This is a genomic window from Alkalibacillus haloalkaliphilus (assembly GCF_007991275.1).
Taxonomy (GTDB): domain Bacteria; phylum Bacillota; class Bacilli; order Bacillales; family Alkalibacillaceae; genus Alkalibacillus; species Alkalibacillus haloalkaliphilus.
The window spans coordinates 150,076-170,337 of sequence record NZ_BJYA01000001.1; the positions used below are offsets into that span (position 1 = coordinate 150,076).

General features: G+C 39.2%; 20 protein-coding genes. 9 read left to right on the top strand and 11 right to left on the bottom strand.

Features of this window, described 5'->3' with window-relative positions:
• The 3 genes from AHA02nite_RS00680 to AHA02nite_RS00690 form a co-directional block, all read right to left on the bottom strand.
• On the bottom strand, positions 1-1,008 hold the full coding sequence (locus tag AHA02nite_RS00680) for an ArsR/SmtB family transcription factor (RefSeq protein WP_146813389.1): 1,008 nt from the start codon (positions 1,006-1,008) through the stop codon (positions 1-3).
• A gap of 136 nt (positions 1,009-1,144) precedes the next feature.
• Positions 1,145-1,588, bottom strand: coding sequence for a hypothetical protein (locus AHA02nite_RS00685; protein ID WP_146813390.1), 444 nt, complete (start codon positions 1,586-1,588; stop codon positions 1,145-1,147).
• Positions 1,589-1,603: 15 nt separating this feature from the next.
• The gene (locus AHA02nite_RS00690) at positions 1,604-1,894 is read right to left on the bottom strand and encodes a HesB/YadR/YfhF family protein (protein WP_146813392.1); all 291 of its coding nucleotides are present in this window, start codon (positions 1,892-1,894) and stop codon (positions 1,604-1,606) included.
• A gap of 150 nt (positions 1,895-2,044) precedes the next feature.
• Between AHA02nite_RS00690 and rarD the strand changes: the two genes are divergently transcribed.
• Positions 2,045-2,944, top strand: coding sequence for an EamA family transporter RarD (gene rarD, locus AHA02nite_RS00695; protein ID WP_146813394.1), 900 nt, complete (start codon positions 2,045-2,047; stop codon positions 2,942-2,944).
• 365 nt (positions 2,945-3,309) lie between these two features.
• Entirely contained in the window at positions 3,310-4,485 is a 1,176-nt protein-coding gene (gene megL / locus AHA02nite_RS00700; protein WP_146813396.1) for a methionine gamma-lyase, read from the top strand.
• A gap of 45 nt (positions 4,486-4,530) precedes the next feature.
• Here the strand turns inward: megL and AHA02nite_RS00705 are convergent, their stop codons facing one another.
• The 6 genes from AHA02nite_RS00705 to AHA02nite_RS00735 all read right to left on the bottom strand — a co-directional run bounded on the left by AHA02nite_RS00705 (position 4,531) and on the right by AHA02nite_RS00735 (position 10,461).
• Positions 4,531-5,121: a lytic transglycosylase domain-containing protein gene (locus AHA02nite_RS00705; protein WP_407642711.1), complete on the bottom strand. Its 591-nt coding sequence runs from the start codon at positions 5,119-5,121 to the stop codon at positions 4,531-4,533.
• A gap of 230 nt (positions 5,122-5,351) precedes the next feature.
• The gene (locus AHA02nite_RS00710; protein WP_146813398.1) at positions 5,352-6,377 is read right to left on the bottom strand and encodes a threonine aldolase family protein; all 1,026 of its coding nucleotides are present in this window, start codon (positions 6,375-6,377) and stop codon (positions 5,352-5,354) included.
• 216 nt (positions 6,378-6,593) lie between these two features.
• Positions 6,594-7,547 carry an alpha/beta hydrolase gene (locus AHA02nite_RS00720; RefSeq protein WP_146813400.1) on the bottom strand — a complete coding sequence of 318 codons (954 nt, stop codon included), beginning with the start codon at positions 7,545-7,547 and terminating at the stop codon, positions 6,594-6,596.
• Between the two features lie 13 nt (positions 7,548-7,560).
• On the bottom strand, positions 7,561-9,294 hold the full coding sequence (gene pabB / locus AHA02nite_RS00725) for an aminodeoxychorismate synthase component I (RefSeq protein ID WP_146813402.1): 1,734 nt from the start codon (positions 9,292-9,294) through the stop codon (positions 7,561-7,563).
• Complete coding sequence (locus AHA02nite_RS00730) at positions 9,291-9,875, bottom strand: anthranilate synthase component II (protein WP_246118790.1); 585 nt, start codon at positions 9,873-9,875, stop codon at positions 9,291-9,293. The genes pabB and AHA02nite_RS00730 overlap by 4 nt, the downstream gene beginning before the upstream one ends.
• Positions 9,876-9,906: 31 nt before the next feature.
• A complete protein-coding gene (locus AHA02nite_RS00735; protein WP_146813406.1) occupies positions 9,907-10,461 on the bottom strand; it encodes a flavin reductase family protein in 555 nt (184 codons plus the stop codon).
• 98 nt (positions 10,462-10,559) lie between these two features.
• On the opposite strand from AHA02nite_RS00735, the gene kynU reads away from it, so the two are divergent.
• Both kynU and kynB read left to right on the top strand, forming a co-directional pair.
• The gene (gene kynU / locus AHA02nite_RS00740) at positions 10,560-11,834 is read left to right on the top strand and encodes a kynureninase (RefSeq protein WP_146813408.1); all 1,275 of its coding nucleotides are present in this window, start codon (positions 10,560-10,562) and stop codon (positions 11,832-11,834) included.
• Positions 11,835-11,844: 10 nt separating this feature from the next.
• Positions 11,845-12,462 carry an arylformamidase gene (gene kynB / locus AHA02nite_RS00745; protein ID WP_146813410.1) on the top strand — a complete coding sequence of 206 codons (618 nt, stop codon included), beginning with the start codon at positions 11,845-11,847 and terminating at the stop codon, positions 12,460-12,462.
• A gap of 265 nt (positions 12,463-12,727) precedes the next feature.
• Here the strand turns inward: kynB and AHA02nite_RS00750 are convergent, their stop codons facing one another.
• Complete coding sequence (locus AHA02nite_RS00750; RefSeq protein WP_146814089.1) at positions 12,728-12,931, bottom strand: hypothetical protein; 204 nt, start codon at positions 12,929-12,931, stop codon at positions 12,728-12,730.
• A gap of 36 nt (positions 12,932-12,967) precedes the next feature.
• Complete coding sequence (gene kynA, locus AHA02nite_RS00755) at positions 12,968-13,795, bottom strand: tryptophan 2,3-dioxygenase (RefSeq protein ID WP_146813412.1); 828 nt, start codon at positions 13,793-13,795, stop codon at positions 12,968-12,970.
• A 162-nt stretch (positions 13,796-13,957) separates the two neighbouring features.
• Between kynA and cysK the strand changes: the two genes are divergently transcribed.
• From cysK to AHA02nite_RS00780, 5 genes are all read left to right on the top strand, one after another.
• The gene (gene cysK / locus AHA02nite_RS00760; RefSeq protein ID WP_146814091.1) at positions 13,958-14,887 is read left to right on the top strand and encodes a cysteine synthase A; all 930 of its coding nucleotides are present in this window, start codon (positions 13,958-13,960) and stop codon (positions 14,885-14,887) included.
• Positions 14,888-15,372: 485 nt separating this feature from the next.
• Positions 15,373-16,353 carry a hypothetical protein gene (locus AHA02nite_RS00765; protein ID WP_146813414.1) on the top strand — a complete coding sequence of 327 codons (981 nt, stop codon included), beginning with the start codon at positions 15,373-15,375 and terminating at the stop codon, positions 16,351-16,353.
• A 186-nt stretch (positions 16,354-16,539) separates the two neighbouring features.
• Positions 16,540-17,631: a Fe(3+) ABC transporter substrate-binding protein gene (locus AHA02nite_RS00770; protein WP_146813416.1), complete on the top strand. Its 1,092-nt coding sequence runs from the start codon at positions 16,540-16,542 to the stop codon at positions 17,629-17,631.
• Between the two features lie 173 nt (positions 17,632-17,804).
• A complete protein-coding gene (locus AHA02nite_RS00775) occupies positions 17,805-19,409 on the top strand; it encodes an ABC transporter permease (RefSeq protein WP_174758170.1) in 1,605 nt (534 codons plus the stop codon).
• 6 nt (positions 19,410-19,415) lie between these two features.
• Positions 19,416-20,153: an ABC transporter ATP-binding protein gene (locus tag AHA02nite_RS00780; protein ID WP_146813420.1), complete on the top strand. Its 738-nt coding sequence runs from the start codon at positions 19,416-19,418 to the stop codon at positions 20,151-20,153.
• Positions 20,154-20,262: the final 109 nt, after the last annotated feature.

A 20,262-nucleotide genomic window follows, 5' to 3' on the forward strand; every position in this document is an offset into this window, starting at 1 on the left:
TTATTTCAGAAACAACTCTTCTAACTCTTTAATTACCGATTTCACCTCATCTTGATCAATTGCATAATAGACTTTATTTTCATCTCTGTTGGACTGTACAAAACCATGATTAAGCAGTATTGCTAAGTGGTGTGAAACGGTTGAGTTTGATACACCTAGTTCTTGTGCAATCTCATAACCGTAGTGTGCGCGTTGTTTTAAAAGCCTTAACATATTAAATCGCCTTTCATCTGTTAAGATTTTCAGCAATTCCAATACTTCTTTCTCATCACGCATTTTCTGGCTAAGGTTAAACCGATCTAATCCCACAACGAGCAAACTAACCTCTTCTTCATCAAAACTTATAAACCCAACACTCATCGAGTAAGAAGGCATGACAACAAGTTTCTTATTTCCGTCCCAATTTGTATATTGTGAAGCCATCTCTTTAATGAACTGGTCGTATTCTTGTTCATTTAAGTGCTCGACTTTATCTTTAATTTTCGTTAATAATAACGATTCAAAGTCAGCATAGTATTGTTCATAAATGCGTTTTAACAGTTTGCATAAACGCTCTTTTACTTCATTAGGGTGTTGAACGAAATACAGCAACTTCCATTTCTCTTCTTCTGGTATTGGTAAAGACTTAATCCTTTTCTCGACCGGTAATTGTTTAACTGAATCATCTACAAAACTCGTATTTACGATTCCCTCAACTAATTGTTTCTCTTCAATCGTACGAATTGAATCAAGTAATGCATCAATCGAAGAAAACGCGTTACGACGATACCAATAGGGAATGAGGGAAATAGCTATATGACTGTCTTTTTGAAAGAAGACTTGTAGCTCTTTTAAATCATCAGATGACAAGTTTTCATGTGCTTCTTCGATCCATTTCTCAACTTCACTCCCTCGCATTAACGCTTTGTATTTCTCTTCTTCCTCACCTTCTCCTACATTAGCTACACGAAACGTAAACGCAATGAAATCTGCCATTATATACTGATCGAATTTATATTCTACCTTCATCAAAACACCCTTTCGATAAATATTGTATGTTCTGTTATTAAAAAGTTTACAACTATATTCAAAATTAATCAATACACTATTTCGATAAATATCGAATCATATATAAAAAATAAAACACTCCCTAATTAAGGAAGTGTTAGTCAACCATTTCATCTAATACTGGATAAACCGCTTCAACACCGTCTTCTGCAATTTGGCAAGCAATCCCGATTGGCGTCTCCCAAAAATGAACCGGAATGATGGGGTTTTGCATACCAGCGGCTTTAAATAACGCGTTATAAACACGGTCTAAATGCTTTCTCGTTGTAAGCCGATCAATTTCTTTCTCACCTCGTGCTAATAAAAATAAGTAGCGCATTGATTGAAAAATGTTGTCGCCTGGCATAAAGGTGAAATCTTTAAAAAGCTTTAACTGCTTTTCTACTTGTTCAGATAAAGCATTATTAATGGCTAAGTCATCGAGACGTTCATACAACTGACGATTCACCTGTTTAAAAACACGACGCTTTTCTTGTTGCATGACATCATCAGTATAAACAGTTTTTAAAAAATCAAATGCTTCCTCTCTCGTCCATCCCATTACGCAATCCCCTCTTTACTCAATTGGTCCGTCTGAATACTCTACTTCTCCGTCTTTTAGGCCTATATATAAATCTTTTCCATCGAAGAACCATACGTCCTTTTCATCGATTTGGAAGGTGACTCCTTTTTTCTCTGTTTCAATCTCTGGCTCATGTGCTCTTCCGATTGCCATTCCAATCGAAAAGCCTTTTTGAAATGAACAAGTGCCTCCATACTTCGGGAAGAAATTCACCGCATCTCCTGTTTCCAGGTCCATTTCGTCATAAAACCAGTCTACTGCTTGCTCTGTTACGTGTATTTCCATAATTAAAGGCCTCCTTATAATTTCAGTTTATCTAACATAACTGTGAACAACAACTCAAAAGTTTCTAACTTCATATTGCAAAAACCTTTCGGGTGTCGTAAAATTTTAAAAACGTTATTCATGCTTTAGAGAAGTAAAGGGGGAAATCGATTGAACGAAGAAAAAGTTGGCACATTATATGCAACATTCGCTTACATACTATGGGGATTTCTCCCGCTTTATTGGAAAATACTCGAGTACGTTCCAGCATGGGAAATTCTAGCCCACAGAATTCTTTGGTCTTTTGCGTTCATGATGGTGTTTATATTCGTCATTCGTAGATGGCACTTATTTATGACAGAATGCCGCACTCTTTTTACTGACTGGAGAACAGCTCTTGGCATTTCTGCTGCTTCAATCGTGATCAGTATAAACTGGGTGACTTACATATGGGCTGTTAACTCTGAACGTGTGTTAGATGCAAGTCTCGGTTATTACATTAATCCGCTGATTAGCGTCTTATTTGGCTTTATCTTTCTGAAAGAACGTTTCTCAAAATTACAGTGGATCGCAATTGTTCTTGCATTAACTGGTGTAGGATATATGACGTATAACTTCGGTGATGTCCCTTGGGCTGCTTTATTGCTCGCTGTGTCTTTTGCTATTTACGGCTTATTGAAAAAAATCGTCAATTTAAATGCGATATTTGGCTTGGCAATTGAAACGGTCATTGTCTTACCCGTTGCGCTTATTTATATTATTCACCTGGAATGGGTACAAGTTGGAGCTATGAGCCTGTCTTGGACTGGTGTTTTGTTAATCGGAACAGGTCTTGCAACGGCTATTCCTTTATTACTATTTGCTCAAGGCGCTAAACGCATTCCGTTATCATTAGTTGGTTTCCTACAATACATTGCACCAACGATTATGCTCCTTTTAGGCGTATTCTTATTTAACGAACCATTTACATCGGTTCATGCTATTACATTTACCCTAATTTGGATCGGTTTAACCTTATACACCTATGAACGCGTGAAACAGTTAAAACAAATAGCTCAAGTTCAAAAGTAGAGGTCGAGACAGAAATAATTGTTAATATACAAAACCCGAACGAAATCATACTTTGAATTCGTTCGGGTTTATCTTGTATCACCGCTCCATCAAAATGCTTCGCTTTCCGTGGGCGGCTGGTGAGCCTCCTCGTGCTACGCACTGCGGGGTCTCACCCTGGCCTTTGCTCCCACAGGAGTCTACGCATTTTGATTCCGCTAAGAGACTGCTAAACTAAGCTAATTAGCCAATCGTTCGTGTTTTCATCACACTCCAAACCTTTTGTCCCAACCTCTGCTTTTTTCACTAAAATTTCCTCCATTTTAGAAAGCGCTTTCATATTTTGTGTTACAATAATACAAAAAGGGGTAAGAGGAGGACATTTCATGACGAAAAGATTTGAAACTGATGTTATTCACCACGGCTATGACTCAAAAGAACATTTCGATAGTTTATCAACACCAATCTATCAAACTTCAACTTACACATTTGCCAATGCTGAACAAGGGGAAAAACGCTTTGCAGGCGAAGACAATGGCTTTATATACTCTCGCCTAGGAAACCCTACTGTTCGCCACTTAGAAGAGCGTATTGCTAGTTTAGAAAACGCTGAAGCTGGTTTAGCTTTTTCTTCAGGGATGGCTGCTGTTTCAGCAACGTTAATCGCCTTAACGAAAGCTAATGATCACATATTATGCTCACAAGGACTTTACGGTTGTACGTTTGGTTTACTAGAACTAATGAGTGAAAAATATAATATCCAATCTGATTATAGCTTAATGGAGTCAGAAGATATTTTACGTAAACAAATTAAAGACAATACATCTTTAATTTATGTTGAGACTCCGATTAATCCAACGATGAAAATTATTGATTTAGAAATGGTTGCACGAGTCGCAAAAGAGTTTAACATTCCAGTTGTTGTGGACAACACATTTTCTTCACCTTATTTACAGCGACCAATCGACTTAGGTTGTGATATTGTTCTTCATAGTGCGACTAAATATATCGGCGGTCATGGTGACGTTGTCGCTGGTTTATTAGTCGGTAAAGAGGACTTTATTTCAGAAGTCGCGATGACGACACAAAAAGATATTGGTGGAATTCTTTCACCATTTGATGCATGGTTATTACTAAGAGGTCTAAAGACGCTTCCTATTCGCATGGACCGTCACTCACAAAATGCAGAAAATGTCGTTGAACAGTTAAAACAACACCCGAAAATTAAAAGTGTCCACTACCCATTTGATCACAACAACCCAGATTATGAAGTGGCTAAAAAGCAGATGAAACTTGGAGCTGGTGTTATTGCCTTTGAAGTTGAAGGTGGTAAAAAAGAAGCGCAAGCCTTTTTAAACCGTCTATCATTTATTAAGCTAGCTGTTAGTTTAGGAGATGCGGAATCTATTATTCAACACCCTGCGACGATGACACATGCCGTTGTGCCAGAAGAAAGCCGCCTAAACATGGGCATTACAGATTCATTAATTCGTATGTCGTGTGGTTTAGAAGCTTGGGAAGATATTTGGAATGATTTAAAACAAGCCTTAGATCAGATGTAATATAACTAAAAAAGTTCAAGCGATTTGTAGTCGCTTGAACTTTTTTTAACCTAAAATCCGATTAACGTAGTTTTGAGTTTCTTCAAATGGCGGCACTCCACCGTAATAGTCTACATTACCTGGTCCGGCGTTATAGGCTGCTAATGCGAGTTCTTGATCTCCATTATACCGATCTAACATATCTCTTAAGTAGCGCGCACCACCTTCTATATTTTGTGCTGGGTCAAATGCATTTTGAACACCTAATGAATCAGCTGTAGCTGGCATAAGCTGCATAAGGCCTTGGGCACCTGCATGACTAACAGCTTGTGGGTTAAAACCTGACTCAACTTGAATAACAGAACGAATTAAGTCAGTGTCGAGATTAAAACGAGAAGCTACATCTTCAATAATGTCATCAAAGCTTGAATCACCACTATTTAAAGCTTGATTAACTTGTATACTTGGCTGAATGCCCAGCTCACTTTCACTAGAAGCAAAAGGTGTCGCTGGATTATTGTTTAACCCTAACTGATTCATAAAAAGCGTTTCAAACGAAGCTCCTTCAAGCTTCTGTTTTTGGTTATCATTTAGTAGAGGAGTACTCTGAACTGACCGTCTATAGTTCATTAGCACTTCTAACATACGTGAATCGATCACTATATCCACCCCATTATATATAAGACAATATCTATTTAAATTATACCACAATTTGACAAGATTTTTAATTAAACTTGCAGAAGTCACCTATTAAACAAAAAAATCCTGGTTGATATCGAATCAACCAGGAGCAACATGAGGTAAGGAAATACCTGATATATAGAAATTATTTCCCCAAATAACTTCTCGGACAGCTCAGACGTTCCCCTACGATTTTCCACTTACTATTATAACGTATTTTTTATAGATTTAAAGACTTTTTTTAAAATTTTTATATCTTTTTTTGTAACGTCATAATGTGTGACGAATCGAACTAGCGTTGGACCGAACGGAACAGCCTGTATACCAGAGGCTTCAAGCTTCTCTACCATCTGTTCGGCATTCATTTCTGTCTTGGCAACATCCATAATAACAATGTTCGTCTCTACTGGATAAGCTAATTCAAATCCAGCTTCTTTAATGCCTTCTTCAATTTCTTTAGCTAATTCATGGTCTTCGTGAAGTCGCTTAGACATCTCGGTTAATGCAATCATAGCTGGTGCTGCAATGACACCTACTTGTCTTAAACCTCCACCTAGACGTTTACGCCATTTGCGTGCATGGTTAATAAATTCTTGTGAACCAGCAATGATCGACCCAACTGGTGCACCGAGTCCTTTTGATAGGCAAATTTGAACCGTATCAGTAAACTGTGCGTACTCTTTAGCTGAAATACCTGTTGCTGCGACTGCATTAAACAACCTTGCACCGTCTAAATGAACTGGAATACCATGACGGCTGGCTACATCATATGTCGCGCGCATCGTTTCAAGTGGAATAACAGCTCCACCAGCACGGTTATGCGTGTTTTCTAAGACAATTAGTCCTGTTTCAGGTAAGTGAACATCCTCTGGTCGAATCGCCGCTTCAACATCAGCTGGATGTATTGCTCCACGATTACCCTTCACGGTACGCGGTTGCACACCAGCAAACGCTGAAATCGCAGCTCCTTCATAATAAAACAAATGGGATTCTTCTTCCAAGATCACTTCATTACCTGGGTTCGTATGCGTTAATACAGCGATCTGATTACCTTGAACACCACTAGTCACAAACAATGCAGCTTCTTTTCCTAACATTTCTGCTGCTTTTTCTTCTAATAGTTGAACGGTTGGGTCTTCAACGTAAACATCGTCACCAACTTCAGCGTGAAAGCTAGCTTCTCGCATCTCTTGAGTCGGTTTCGTAACTGTATCACTTCGTAAATCGATCATAAGAGCCACCTCACTACTTCATAGATTCATAAACTTAAGTCGTTGAATTTATTATACAATACGGCTAATTGCAAAAATAGTAGACGGTGATTATTTCTTAATAGATATGTTGTGAAGTGTCTCTTTAAAGCTGTCGTAAACATAGTTCCATAAAGTTGGATCTTCAGAATACCTTTTCGTTAAAGTCTTAATCAATATACCCTTTACTCTTACTTTCTACTCGTCTAAAACAGTATTGATAAAACCACTCACCCGTTCATAAAACTCCTCAGTTACATTATCAAAGGCTTTAGTATGACCTGCACCAGGTACAATCCACATTTCGTAATCTCCAGCTGTTGCTTCTGCAATTTCATAAGCCATTTCAGTTGGGACTAGGTCATCATCATCACCATGAATAATGAACAATGGAAGCTCATTTTGTTTAAGTTGATCAATGGCAGACGCTTCACCTAACGTATATCCGGCGCGTATATTCGTCACGACACTCGTTACTTCAAGTAAAGGAAATGCTGGTAAGCCATATATATGATTTAACTGATGAGCCAATTCATCTTTCACTGAACTATAACCACTATCAGCAATAATTCCTTTCACTTGTTCAGGTAGCTCTTCACCACTTGTCATAAGAACGGTCGCCGCCCCCATTGAATTCCCGTGCAATATAATGTCTTCAGCCCTATACTCTTCAACTAACACATCAATCCAATCAACATAATCATGACGATCATGCCAGCCGTAGCCTATATAATCCCCTTCACTCTCACCGTGACCTCGCGCATCAGGAATGAGGATATCAAAGCCTTTGTCGTAATAAAACTTAGCTAACTGCCCCATGTTATCACTCGTATTTCTAAAGCCGTGTGCTAAAATAACAGCCTTCTGCTCATCGGAATCACCCTCAATGAATTGCGCCACTAAATTCAAATCATCATAAGCCGTCATTTCAATGATTTCTGTTTCTTGTTCGTCATACCAATCATTCGCTTCATCGATCAGCATCTGGCTTTCATCGGTCGCAACAACATTAACCGCTTCATCTTCACGGTGAAGCTCAACTTCAGTTCCTCTTTTAATACCTTGGTCATAAAAGTAATTCCCCGCAAAAGCTAACCCAACGATTACAACGACAAACAAACTACCTAATATAATGAGTAATTTCTTTTTCACTTTGTATCCCCCTTTATTCAGTAATCAAGTGGACTGTCTTCCACCCTCGAACACTATTAAAAAAGGCTAGACCTTCAACTGTGGCTAGGTCATCTTTTGCTAGACTTCGCTCTATGATTTGTTGTTCTTTTAACAATCTCTCGCGATAAGTTCCACGTAATAGACCGTCTTTAACTGGTGGTGTATACCATTTACCTTCTAGCTTGTAAGCGACATTTCCTGTCGTGAATTCAGTAATCAATCCTTCTTCATTCCATAGTAACGTCTCATCAACATTTGCGTGCGTTCGTTCATTGTAGACGGATCGATTCGTTGTTTTATGATATAAAAAAGCATTACCTTTTCGGATTGGCTCATATGCTAGAGCGACTTGTAGTTGTGTTGGTGTTTTACTAGTCGGGTGAAGCTCGTAAGTTATTTGCCCTTGTTGGTCGATTAGTAGACGTACTTTGTATTCGCCTTGGTTGTTGGCTTTAATTTGATCGATTGTTTCTGTCAAAGTTTGATCATTCAAGTTTATATTAAAATATTTAGCTGAGCGCTTAAGTCTGTTCATATGCTCAAGTTCCAGTTCAATAACACCGTCTTTTAAAAGCATCGTCTCTAGCAGTTGAAACGGCTTTGCTTTTCGGTATAAGACGCGTGCTTTATCCACTGTTTCTTCATACTCCCCTTCTGCAGAAGAATCCCATGTAATGCCACCACCGACGCCATAGACGGCCTGATTCGTCTCTCTATTGTATAAAACGGTTCGGATTGGAACGTTAAAGACTGCTTCACCATGAGGGGTTAATAAACCTATAGCACCGCAGTACACTTCACGGGGACTATTTTCTAAATGATAGATTTGTTCCATCGTGCTTTGTTTCGGTGCCCCTGTAATCGAACCGCATGGAAATAATGCTTTAAATAGATCGACTAAACCCGCACCTTCTTTCAACTCTGCTTTCACAGTTGAAGTCATTTGATGAACAGTTGGATAATGTTCAATCGTAAATAACTCAGGCACTTGAACCGTACCTGCTTTCGCTACTTGTGACACGTCGTTTCTAAGTAAGTCAACGATCATGACATTTTCAGCACGGTCTTTCGTCGACTCAGATAGTTGCACTTTAAGCTGGTCATCTTCTTCAACCGTTAACCCTCTTCGCATCGTTCCTTTCATCGGCCTTGTTTCAATTGTATGACCATTCGATGCGAAAAATAATTCCGGTGAGATTGATAGAATGTCATGCGAACCGATCTGTAATAGTGCCGTATAATTAGCTTGTTGAGCTTGAGCAAGCTGGTTGTACCAAGCTTCTGAATCAACACCTTCTAACTCTGCTAAAAGTCGTAGCGTATAGTTAACTTGATAAGTAATCCCTTGAGAAATCAAGTGATGAATCGTTTGAATCGCTTGTTCATAAGCTTGTTTACTCGTATCCGGCTTCCAATCTGTCTGAACAAATGTTTCATTAGATAGACCTTCTTGTTCGACAGGCTTTTCAAACACACCGAACCAAACGTAAGGAAGTTCGTTAACGTTATGAAAAGGCAAATGAGGTAAAAAGGCTTGTGCCGCTTCATAACTGACAAAACCACCGACGTAATAGCCACTTTGCGCGTACGCTTCAGCTTGTTTAATCGTTCCTTCGACTTCCTCAATTGTATTGGCTTGTAAAATATTAACCGGTTCACGAAAATGTAATGAATCACTTTCAAGCCAACGATGGTTAAATTGAAACGTTAACTTCACATCACTCACGACTGCTTCACCTGCCTCGTTAAACGATTAGCGACAACAAAGTTTTCGACCATTTTCAGCCCGTATGTCGTTAGGATCGCCTCAGGGTGGAATTGCACTGCTTCAATTGGCCAATGTTTATGTCTAACACTCATTACTTCACCGTCGTCAGTATCCCCTGTAATTTGTAGTTCATTAGGTATGTTATCTTTACGCGCAATTAATGAATGATAACGCGTTACAGCCGTTGGTGATTGTAAGTCTTCATAAACACCTTGACTATCATGAGTTACCCACTCGACTTTTCCGTGCATAGGTGCATCCGCTTTTTCAATCGTGCCGCCAAAAGATTGAACGATGATTTGAAAGCCAAGGCAAACGCCTAATACAGGAATTTCACCTTGTACTGCTCGTAAAATTTCCATACTATTTGGCACATCATTCGGCTGTCCGGGTCCTGGTGAGAACACAACCGCTTCAACGTTAAGTTGTTGAAGCTCTTTTACCGTGACTTCATCGTGTTTAACGACTTTAACCTCTACACCCGTTTGCTCAAAATAGTCAACTAAATTATATGTAAAAGAATCATAATGATCGATCATGACTATCATCTTACATCCCTGCCATCATTCATTAGTCTCGACGTACTCGATATTCTTTACGCTCACCTGGTGACGTATAAGTTGAACGGCCAAGGTAAAGCGGAATCGTCAACTTCTCATCGTCAGGTAAACCATTGTCTAAAAACATATCATCATCACGGTAAAATTGGGTAATGTCCCCGACAAACCAATCGTGATCACCATATTTATTGACATCAATCACTTTACATTCATAAGCAACGTAAGCATCTTCTAAAATTGGTGCATCAATTGTAATCCCACGATCATACGCCATTTCACCTAACAGAAACTTATCCGTACTAGCTCCTGTATAGACGCCTGCTTGTTGAATGAATTGTGCCTTTTCCATCGGTAGAAAATGAACGGCAAATTGCCCTGACTGCTTCATCAACTCATATGTATGGCGCTCATGACCAATTGCTACACCATAGATTGGTGGATCAAATGAAATATACGAATGCCACCCTGCTGCCATGACGTTATCTTGTCCATTATAAGATGCTGTCACAATGGCTACCATCCCTGGGTAACTATGCATTACTGTGCGATCTGTCGGCTTTCTCATTAACTTCCCCTCCTGCTCATTTATCTTATTTTAGTTTAACAGAAAATCGTCCAGAATGACCTCAATTATGATATATTGAAGTACAAGGAGGGATTGCTTTGTTTAAACAAGATGAACAATTCGCACACGAACTTGACCAACAAGATGAACTAAAGCATTTTAAAAATGAATTTTATATAAACGACAACCATATATACATGGACGGAAACTCTCTTGGATTAATGTCTAAGCGCGCTGAACAATCGTTACATAACGTGACTGAAGCATGGAAAAATTATGCGATTGGTGGCTGGATGAGTGGTGATCACCCGTGGTTTTACTTATCTGAAGACTTAGGCAAACGTATCGCACCATTAGTTGGCGGAAAACCTGAAGAAGTCATCGTTACAGGCTCTACGACGACTAACTTACATCAACTTGTTAGTAGCTTTTATCAACCTGAAGAAGGTCGAACGAAAATTTTAGCTGATGAGTTAAACTTTCCATCAGACATTTATGCCTTACAAAGCCAGTTAAAACTGCACGGGTATGACCCTGATGAACACCTTGTTCGGGTAAAAAGCCGTGACGGGCGCACCATTGAAGAAGATGACATCATTGCAGCGATGACTGACGATGTCGCACTCGTCATTTTACCAACTGTTTTGTATCGAAGCGGGCAATTACTTAACATTGAAAAATTAACGAAAGCGGCTCATGAGCGTGGCATTCCAATTGGTTTTGACGGCTGTCATTCTGTCGGGGTTATTCCACACAATTTCCATAATGCTGGTGTTGATTTCGCTTATTGGTGTCATTATAAGTATGTCAACAGTGGCCCAGGCGGCGTTGCTGGCCTTTTCGTGCATGAAAAGCATTTCGGTAAAACACCAGGATTAACTGGCTGGTTCGGTTCAGATAAGGAAAAGCAATTCGATATGGAGCATACTTTTACGCCAGCTGAAGATGCGGGAGCTTACCAGATCGGTACACCACACGTCTTAAGCGTGGCACCGTTAATCGGTTCTCTTGAGTTGTTTGAAGAAGCAGGTATTGAAAATATTCGTGAAAAATCGCTCCATAAAACAGGTTATTTAATGTATTTAGTCGAAGAATTTTTAGGTGATTACGGCTTTACAATTGGTAATCCTAAAGAAGATGAACGCCGTGGCGGGCACGTCTGTTTAGAACATGACGAAGCAGCAAGCATCTGCAAAGCGCTCAAAGATTACGACGTGACACCCGATTTCCGCTCACCGAACGTCATTCGACTAGCACCTGTTGCGTTTTATGTCACTTATCACGACGTATACCGTACGGTTCAAATATTAAAAGAAATTATGGAAAACAAAATTTATAAAAAGTATAAAAACGAACGCGACGTCATCGCTTAGGAGGCAAAATATGATCATTGATATATCTCGCACTTTAAATCAAGACACACCGACTTGGCCAGGTGATACGCCCTTTTCATACGAGTTGTCATGGTCAAAAGAAGAAACGGGCTCAGTCAATGTCGGTCAACTAACGACAAGCTGCCATACCGCCACTCATATTGATGCACCGTATCATTTCAATGATAGCGGCTTAACGGTCGAGCAATTACCGTTAGATTTATATGTTGGTGACGTTCTTGTCATTGATGTGTCTACTAAAGGGCGCATTAGTCCATATGATTTAAAGTTAGTCAATCTATCGAATGTTAGACGTGTTATTTTAAAAACGTCAGCTTGGAAAGATCCTTCATATTTTCCAACTGAAATTCCAATTTTGGATCCTAGTTTAGGTAAGTTTTTAAGAGAAAATGGTGTGGAATTAATCGGGGTTGACCTACCTTCTGTCGATCCACTTGAAAGTAAGACATTAGATGCGCACCATGCCTTTGAAAAAAATAGCATCCACATTTTAGAAGGGCTTAATTTAGAAGGTGTCGAGCCTGGAGAGTATCGTCTGACTGCCTTACCTCTGAAGATTGAAGGTGCTGATGGATCGCCGGTGCGTGCTATTTTAGAGACTAAATAAGATCTATATTTATATAACCTCCGCTCCATCAAAATGCTTCGCTTTCCGCGGGCGGCTGGTGAGCCTCCGTGTGCTTTGCACTACGGGGTCTCACCCTGGCCTATGCTCCCGCAGGAGTCTACGCATTTTGATTCCGCTAAGTGTCTGCGCTACTAAGCTGCAATATTTTTTTCACAACACTCCCAGCTTTTTACCAATCTAAATGTTTTAAACAACGCTCCTTATATTTAACAGGAGTAACCTACTCCTTTTTGGAAGGCATTTGTCAGCCACCTTCTATACACGTGGCATTAGAACTTCCAACAATAGAATTCAACTCTTCAATTAGCGATGGGAGAATTTCTTTTTTCACTAAAGTTTCTAAGGCGTGCCTGTTGTTAATAGGTGTATTGTATTTGTTGAAGACCTCTTCTGTCTCTGCCCAAACTTCAACAACGGCACTTGGTGACATACTAGGTTGTATAACCATTTTAGCACCTACCTTTTGCACGTCTTTCTATTTTAATTACAACCTCGATCTCACATTCCATAGCTCTGGGAAGAAATAGTGGTCTAGCACTTGCTTTAAGTAACCGACACCTGATGAGCCACCTGTTCCTTTTTTATGTCCGATGATCCGTTCGACCGTTTTCATATGACGGAAGCGCCACTGTTGCATCCAGTCTTCAATGTCCACTAATTTTTCCGCTAATTGATAAAGGTTCCAGTAACGCTCGGTGTCTTTATACACTTCAATCCAAGCTTGTTCAACACTTTCGTTAACTTCATATGTTTTGGTTAAGTCACGGTTTAACACGTCTTCATCAATTTCAAATCCCTCTTTTGCTAGTGCTTGAATGGCTACATCATAAAGCCCTGGTGCTTCGTAAGCTTCGATTAACTGCTTTTGTAGCTCTGGTTCTTTTTCATATATTTTAATGACGTGCGGCGTCTTATATCCTAATGCAAACTCGACCATGCGGTATTGATAAGATTGAAAGCCTGAAGCATTACCTAACTGGTCGCGGAAACCTAAATACTCACTTGGGGTCATCGTTGATAAAACATCCCAAGCTTTAATGATTTGGTTTTGAATACTGGAAACGCGCGCTAACATTTTAAATGCTGGCTGATACGACTCTTCTTGAATAGCATTAATCGCAGCTTGTAACTCATGCAACGTTAACTTCATCCACAACTCACTTACTTGGTGGATGATAATAAACAACATTTCATCGTGATGATCAGAAAGTCTGTTTTGGCTATTTAAAATCGAATCTAAATCTAAATAATCGCCGTAAGTCATTCGATCTTTAAAATCAGTATGGATCCCCTTCTCATTCTCAAACGTCATGATGAAACGCTCCTTTTTTCTTTTATCTTAACATATGACAAATGTATAAAATGAAATTGTGATAAAATAAATAAAAGGATCTCATATTCATTTGTTGAATTTAGTTAAAGCCTATTGGTAAACTAGGGAATGGATTTTAGATTAACGAAGGATGTGACATACATGCGTGTTGTAAACAATATCGCAGAATTAATTGGTGATACGCCGTTAGTGAAACTAAACAAGTTAAATCCAGCTAACGGTGCTGACATTTATTTAAAATTAGAATTTTATAATCCAAGTGGAAGTGTAAAAGACCGCGCAGCTTACAATATGATGGTAGAAGCTGAAAATGCTGGACTTCTGAAGGAAGGCTCTACCATTATTGAGCCTACAAGCGGCAATACAGGCATTGGACTTGCGATGAATGCTGCTGCTCGCGGATATAAAGCGATTCTCGTGATGCCTGATACGATGACGAAAGAAAGAATCAACCTATTAAAAGCCTACGGGGCAAAAGTTGAATTAACTCCAGGCGATGAGAAAATGCCAGGTGCTATTCGTCGAGCAAAAGAATTAATGGATGAAATTCCAAACAGCTTCATGCCGATGCAGTTCGAAAATGAAGCTAACTCTGATGCCCACCGCCACACAACAGCAAAAGAAATTGTTGAAGCGATGGAGCAAATTGACAAGCCACTTTCAGCTTTCGTCGCAACAGCTGGAACGGGGGGTACAATTACTGGAACAGGCGAAGAGCTTAAGAAAGTGTATGAGGATATGTCCGTTCACGTTGTTGAACCGGCCGGAAGCCCTGTCTTATCAGGTGGTAAACCCGGTAAACACAAACTAGTCGGAACAAGCCCTGGCTTTGTCCCTGACATTTTGAACCAAGATATTTATGACGAAATCTTCCGTATCGAAGACGATCAAGCTTACGATATCGCACGTCGCCTCGCTCGTGAAGAAGGAATCTTAGTCGGAACATCTGCAGGTGCATCATGCTACGCGGCTATTGAAGTCGCTAAGCGCAAACAACCAGGTGAAGTCGTTGTCGCAATCATTCCAGACTCCGGTGAACGTTACTTATCAGGTGACTTGTTTGATTTTTAAGTGAAGATTGCGTGAGCGCCGATAAAATTATCTGAGCGCTGATAAGTTAGCTGCGAACGCTGATAAGTTAGCTGCGAACGCTGATAAGTTAGCTGCGAACGCTGATAAATTTTCCTGAGCGCTGATAAGTTGGCTGCAAACGCTTATAAATCGTCCGCGAGCGCCAAATTAATTTCACGAGCGCCAGAATGTTGACCGCGAACGCCAAATTAATTTCACGTGCGCCAGAAAACCGGCTGCGAACGCCAAATCATTCGAATGAACGCCAAAAAATCATACAAAGTTATTCAGCATTAATCCCCTTACAGCTTGCCATACTATTATGGCAAGCTGTTTTTAAATTTCTAATAAGGGACGCTGTTTATAATTGTTGTACATATTATAGTAACCTGAACGAATGATGTGGCTTTTCTGTATTAGTTATAAATATCAAATAAAGGGTAAAGAAAGACATACACATTCTAAATTAGAAAAGGGGTAAAATAATGAGAAAGTTACTATTTTTAATTGGGTCTCTTATTTTGTTAGTCGGTTTGATTGCATGTTCAGATAATAGTGAGGACGCGAATGAAGAAAACGGTCTAGGGGATGATATCGAACAAGACTCAGAGGATAACGATCAGTCCGAAGAAGTAGAAGATTCAAACGACGACCAAGAGAATGAAGAAGATGTCTATACCGAGGAAACAATTGACTCTCCATACTATATAACAGGTCGAATCGTTATGTTAGGTGAAAATTCAGAAGCATTAGGTTTCCACTTTCAAAGACAAGATGCCGATCAATCAAGAGAGGAACGTTTATTACAATCGCTTCAAGAAAGTGATTTTACATCGATTGACGTGCTTGCTGACTTAGAAGATGTGCGTTTGGTTGATGATTCTACTATTGACCTTATCTTTAATGAAGATCACAAATTAAGGATTTTGACTTCTGCCGAACAGTACTTTCTAACTGAAATGCTTCATGAATTCAGCGACTTATACGGATTTTCTACGATTAACTTTTATGTAGAAGATGATCAGGGTGTTATTTACGGTCAATACGGTGATTTAGAAACGATGGAAGTAGAGTTAGAAGAAAATAGAGGCTATTATGTCTATGAGGATCCAGTTGAACAACCTCCTGAGCCACTGTTTCTCAACGCTCAAACGGTAGGAGAAGAAGTAAAAGATGAGACTCTGTTTAATTTTGAAGAAACAATTGAAGCAATAAGCTATTCCAATCAAGATGCAGAAGGCTATCGTTCAGCTATTGGTGAATCTATTCAAATTATAGAAGTTTCAGTTGAAGATCGTCACGCAACGGTTGTGCTTGACCACGAAGAAAATAGAGAGTCTATTGAGGAACTTGAGGTTGTTTTACAGCTAACCGCTTTAGATTTTCAATTAGAATCGATTCAGTTAATCGATGAGCAGGAACAAACTGACAAAACATTTGTATTTGATCGTCCTCATATTGAGTAAGGAGACTTCTCAGCTCGTATAGATAAGGGAGTATATATCCGCATTTTCTAAAGTCATGTAATAAAAAAATAAGTTTTTTATCAAAAAGTAATTGACTTGAGAATGATTATCAGTAAAATAGAATGTGTGAGGTTGATAATCATTCTCAACTATCTATATAAACTACATAGAAAGGGAGTTTCAAATATGTTAAATAGAAAATACGTATTCATGATGATGGCTTTAATCATGACAGCTGTCGTCTTAGTCGCTTGTGGTGGCGGAGATGAAGAACCACAAAATGAAGAACAGCCTGAAGGTACAGCTGGTCAAGGTGGAGAGGATGCTGGTGAAGTAAATATCTACACGAGCCGTCACTATGATATAGATGATGAAATCTATGCTGATTTCACTGAAGAAACAGGTATTGAAGTTAATATTATTAACGGTGCTGCAGATGAATTAATCGAACGCATGAACCGTGAAGGTGAAGCATCTGAAGCTGACTTATTCTACACAGCTGACGCTGGTCGCCTACACCGCGCTAAAGATCAAGGATTATTACAATCAATTGAAAGTGACATTATAAATGAGAACGTACCAGAAAATATGCGCGATCGTGATAGCGAGTGGGTTGGTTTAACTCAGCGTGCACGTATTATTGCATACCATAAAGATCGTGTTGACCCTGAAGAGCTATCAACTTACGAAGCATTAACAGAACCTGAATGGGAAGGTCGCGTGTTAATGCGTTCATCAGAAAACGTTTATAACCAATCATTACTGGCTTCATTTATTGAATTACATGGACGCGAGGAAGCAAAAGATTGGGCAGAAGGAATTTACAATAACTTAGCACGTTCACCTCAAGGTGGGGACCGTGACCAAGCACGTGCTGTTGTTGCAGGTGAAGGTGACGTAGCAATTATGAACACTTACTACTTAGGTGGTATGTTAAATTCACCTGATGATGAAGAAGTGAACGTCGCAGAGCAGTTAGGTATTTTCTTCCCTAACCAAGAAACAACTGGTACACACATCAACGTAAGTGGTGTTGGCTTGGCAGAAAACGCTCCAAACCCTGAAAATGCAGTTAAATTAATTGAGTATTTAACGACTGAAGAAGTTCAAGAAACTTTCGCAGCTGCAAACTATGAGTACCCTGTAAACCCTAATGTTGAAGCAGCTTCAACGATTCAAGAGTGGGGCGAATTTGATTCACAAGATATTAACCTTTCAATTTTAGGTGAAAACAGTGCAGAAGCGACACTCATTTTCAATGAGGTAGGCTTTGAGTAATACAAACTCTAAAAAAAACTGAATGTGACGAAAAACTAAAAATTTAAACCGCCCCAGTATTTGGGGCGGTATTATGCCTTTTGTTTTAGTATTATTTTTAGTATGATAGGAAAGGTTGCTTAGTTAGTAAAGGGCGTGTCTTTTTGAAATGGTTTAGATCTCTTAAAACAACGATGAATCTATGGACAGTATTTAGCGTAATATTCGTTTTACTCGTATTATTACCAAACCTTTCAATCATCGTACAGTTTTTCGCAGAACCAAATGAAAACTGGCTTCATATACGCGAATATATGTTACAAAATTATATACAAAACACGCTAATCCTTGTGTTCTTCGTAGGTATTTTGACCTTGTTTATCGGCACAAGTTTAGCTTGGATCATTTCGGCTTATGATTTCCCGATGCGCCGATTTTTCCAATGGGGAATGATTCTACCTTTAGCTATTCCCCCATATATAGGTGCCTATACTTATCATGGCATACTAAATTATACTGGTGTTATTCAAACATCACTTAGAAACCAATTTGATGTTACTGTTAACCAGCAGTATTTCAACATTATGAACATGCCTGGTGCAATCTTTATTTTAACCATATTTTTATTTCCTTATGTATATACTATTACGAAAGCTTTTTTGGCGCGTCAGTCTACAGCCCTCGTGGAGAATGCTCGTATTTTAGGAAGCAGCTCATGGCGTATTTATTTCCGCGTTGTTCTTCCGATCTCGCGAGCAGCAATTATCGCGGGTGTTAGTTTAGTTATTCTTGAAGTGCTCAATGACTACGGTGTTGTTAGTTACTACGGTATACAAACGTTTACGACTGCTATATTCCAAACTTGGTTTGGCATGGGTGACTTACAATCAGCAGTAAAACTTTCCGGTACATTAATGGTCATTGTTCTTGGTATACTAGTAGTAGAAAGAATTGCTCGTGGTAGGCGTCAATTTAGTTTTACTACGACGAAAGTTAAGTTGTTGCAGCCTGTTAAGCTTGAAGGGCGAAAAAAATGGTATGCGTTCAGCTTTTGTATGTTCATTTTTTCAATCGGTTTCATCATACCGGTGATTCAATTAATTTATTGGGCAACAATGACTTATGAACAATTATTCTCGCATGATTTTTGGCAGCTCATATGGAACTCTGTAAGCGTGGCGTTTACCGCCTCAACAATAATTGTTATTATGGCTGTTGTCATTAGTAACTTCGCCCGTTTGAACCGAGGCATGTTAGCCAAAACGTTTCCAAAAATTACGATTTTAGGTTATTCTATACCTGGTGCCGTTATTGCAGTTGGTGTTGTCACACTATTTACCGCTTTAGACCGTCAATTATTTGGCTTCTATGAGTGGCTTGGTTTAGAGCCGACATTACTTATAAGCACAAGCTTATTTATGTTAGTCTTTGCTTACGTCATTCGTTATTTAGCGGTTGGCTACAACTCAATTGAATCTGGCTTTGACCGGATTGGCACGAACTTCACCGAAGCATCACGTATGCTCGGTATGAGTGTTACGAAATCATTCTTTAAAGTCGATATGAAATTAATACGTGGCGCGATATTCGGTGGTTTTATTTTAGCTTTCATCGATATTATGAAGGAATTGCCATTAACGTTAATTTTACGTCCGTTTAACTTTGACACGTTAGCGACTAAGGCTTATCAATATGCAGTAGATGAAATGATTCAACAGGCCGCGATCCCTTCAATCTTTATTATTTTAGTAAGTGGTATTGCGATTTATGTGTTTCATCACGTCTTAGAAAAGGAGTAATGAGTTATGTTTGTTCACATTCGAAACTTAGCTTTTAAATACCCGAATTCAAAGGACAATACAATAAATGACTTTAACTTAACAATTGATCAAGGTGAAATTATTTCAATTCTTGGTGAATCAGGTAGTGGTAAAAGTACGATTTTACGTTTAATTGCTGGCTTAGAAATGCCAACGAACGGAAACATTATGGTTGGCGACCATTGTATGTGCAGTAATTCAACTTTTACACAGCCTGAAAAACGCGGAGTTGGCATGGTGTTTCAAGATTATGCCCTCTTCCCTCACATGACGGTTGAAGATAACATTAAGTTCGGTCTTCAAAAGTGGTCACGTAAAGATAAGAAAAACCGCGTTGGTGAAGTGCTTGAACTTGTAAACTTAGAGGACTACCGTAAACGTTATCCGTTTGAATTAAGTGGTGGTCAACAACAGCGTATAGCCCTTGCGAGAGCTTTAGCACCTAAGCCTAAGCTGTTACTGTTTGACGAACCGTTTAGTAACTTAGATGCTGACTTGCAAATCCGTATTCGTGAAGAGCTAAGACGTATTATTAAGTCAACTGGTGTTACGTCGATCTTCGTAACGCACGACCAAGATGACTCACAAGCTTTAGCTGATCGCATTGTCGTTTTACGTGAAGGTGAAGTTGCTCAAGTTGGCACTGCACAAGAAATCCTTGGCACAGACTGTAACTTTGCTGATCGTATGCCTGTTAAGCCTCGTGTCCTTTCTCGTGTCTAAAAGTTAATCATATATAATGTATGAACTCCCAATTCCGTTGTGACAATAGGAATTGGGATTATTTTTTGTCCAAAAAAATTTTATAATTTTCAAAAACCGTTGGTATGAC